Annotated in this window: 1 protein-coding gene and 1 pseudogene; both read left to right on the forward strand. The window is 74.3% G+C overall.

The features are described 5' to 3' along the window. Positions 1–657, forward strand: a pseudogene (locus tag GT042_RS35560) (DUF2029 domain-containing protein); the annotation flags it as partial. Between the two features lie 17 nt (positions 658–674). Next, on the forward strand, positions 675–1922 hold the full coding sequence (locus GT042_RS35565) for a glycosyltransferase 87 family protein (protein WP_161312811.1): 1248 nt from the start codon (positions 675–677) through the stop codon (positions 1920–1922). Positions 1923–2013: the final 91 nt, after the last annotated feature.

Here is a 2013-nt window from a genome sequence, read left to right on the forward strand (position 1 = left end):
GCGCTCGGCCTCCTGGCGGTCGCCGTCCTCTGGGCCGGCCTGCTCGACGGCCGGGGCCGTACCGCCAGAGCCGCCGCGCTGACCTGCGCCGTGGCCCTGGCCACCACCGTGGTCATGACGGCCGTGGCCGGGACGGGATACGGCTGGCTCGGCGCGCTCTCCACCCCCGTCTCCGCCGACAACTGGTCCCTGACCAGCGGACTCGGACGGCTCAGCGGGGCGCTGCTGGACAGCGTGGGCAGCGGCCTCGGCGACCTCGCGGTCCCGGCGTGGCGGCGGCTCGGCCTGGTGGTCACCGTGCTGACCGTGGCCTGGCTGTGGCTGCGCCGCGCGCACCGCGTACGGCTCGGACCGGTGTACGCGCTCGCGCTGAGCCTGCTGGCGGTCTTCGTGCTGGGTCCGGCGTTCCGGCCGTGGTACGCGCTGTGGGGGCTGTTCCTGATCGCGGCGGCGGCGCCCGACGGACGCGTACGCCGGTGGGCCTCCGTCGGCAGTGGGATCCTCGCGCTCGGCATGCTGCCCAGCGGATCCCCGCCGGACGGCGCCCAGTTGACGTTCGCGGTCGCGGGCGGCGCCCTCGCCCTCGTCACGCTGTGGTGGATGTTCCTGATGTCGGAGCCCGCCGTGCTGCCCGCCCGTACCCGGGCCGCGTCGTGAGGTGGCCGCGCCTGGTCATGGCGCGGCCCGGCGGGCGGGCCGCCGTCGCGGTGTGCCTGGTCGTCGCCACCGCCGCATTCCTGGCGACCGTCCCGCTGTTCCGTGACTTCTTCGACGTCGGTGTGTACTACGGCGCGGTGGGGGAGTGGGTCCACCACGGCGGCCGGATCTACGACTACCTCAGCCCCGGTACGTCGTACGGCTTCACGTACCCGCCCTTCGCGGCCGTGTCCATGCTGCCGATGGCACTGGTCTCCTGGCCGGTGGCCGTGGCCATCAGCCTGGTCCTCAGCGTCGTGGCGTCCGCGCTGGTGCTGAACTGGCTGGTGGGTCCGGTCGTCCGCCGCGAAGGCCGGCGCGGCTGGTTCGCGTGGGTGGTGATCGGGTGCCTCTTCGGTTTGTTCGAACCGGTCCGCGACACCTTCACCTTCGGCCAGGTGAACCTCCTGCTCGTCGCGCTGGTCCTCGCCGACGCCCGGCTGCTGGCCACCGGCCGGGGGCGGTACGCGGGGATCGGCATCGGCCTCGCGACCGCGATCAAGCTCACCCCCGCGCTCTTCATCGGCTACCTCCTGATCACCGGCCGCCGCAGGCAGGCAGGCGTCGCGGCCGGGACGGCGGCCACGGCCACCCTGTTCGCCGCCGTCCTCGACCCCGGGGCCTCCAGGGACTTCTGGACGCGGGCGCTGTGGGACACCGGACGCGTGGGCGAACTCGGCTACGTCTCCAACCAGTCGGTCCAGGGGGTCCTGTCCCGCCTCCGCCCCGAGGACACCGGTCACACGGTGTGGCTGGCGTGTGTGGCCGCCGTCCTCGCAGTCTGGGCGTACCGCGCCCGCGCGGCCGTCGGGGCCGGGGACGACCGGGCCGGGTTCGCGCTGACCGGACTGGCCGCCTGCCTGGTCAGCCCGGTGACCTGGGTGCACCATCTGGTCTGGGTCGTCCCCGCCCTCGTCGTCCTGGCCGACACCGCCCTGCGCCGGGATTCCGGGGGCCGGCGCAACAGCGGACTGCTGACCGTGTGCGCGGTGGTGTACGTGCTGCTGTGCAGCAGTGTCGTCTGGCTGTGGCGCGACGGCGCGACCGGCCCGGACGCCTTCGTCGGCTCCAACACCTACGTCTGGATCACCCTCGCACTGCTGGTCGCCCTGCCGTTGCGTACGACTCCGCCGGACCACCACGCGCCGGTGGACGAGATGGCGCGGCGGCGGCCGGGGGCCGTACCCCCGCACGCCGTCCCGGAGGCCTCCCCGCTGAAGTCCTAGGGGGTGTCCGCGAAGTGGGGTCGTCGGCCCGGAGGGCGGGGCTCGCGGTGTCTGGTGCGTGCGATCGCAAGGCGGAGGACCCACCCCGTAC

The organism is Streptomyces sp. SID3212 (assembly GCF_009865405.1).
Taxonomy (GTDB): Bacteria; Actinomycetota; Actinomycetes; order Streptomycetales; family Streptomycetaceae; genus Streptomyces.

Excerpts from the sequence above, each read along its gene's own strand:
- GT042_RS35565 (WP_161312811.1), top strand. The coding sequence starts at position 675 with ATGGCGCGGCCCGGCGGGCGGGCCGCCGTCGCGGTGTGCCTGGTCGTC.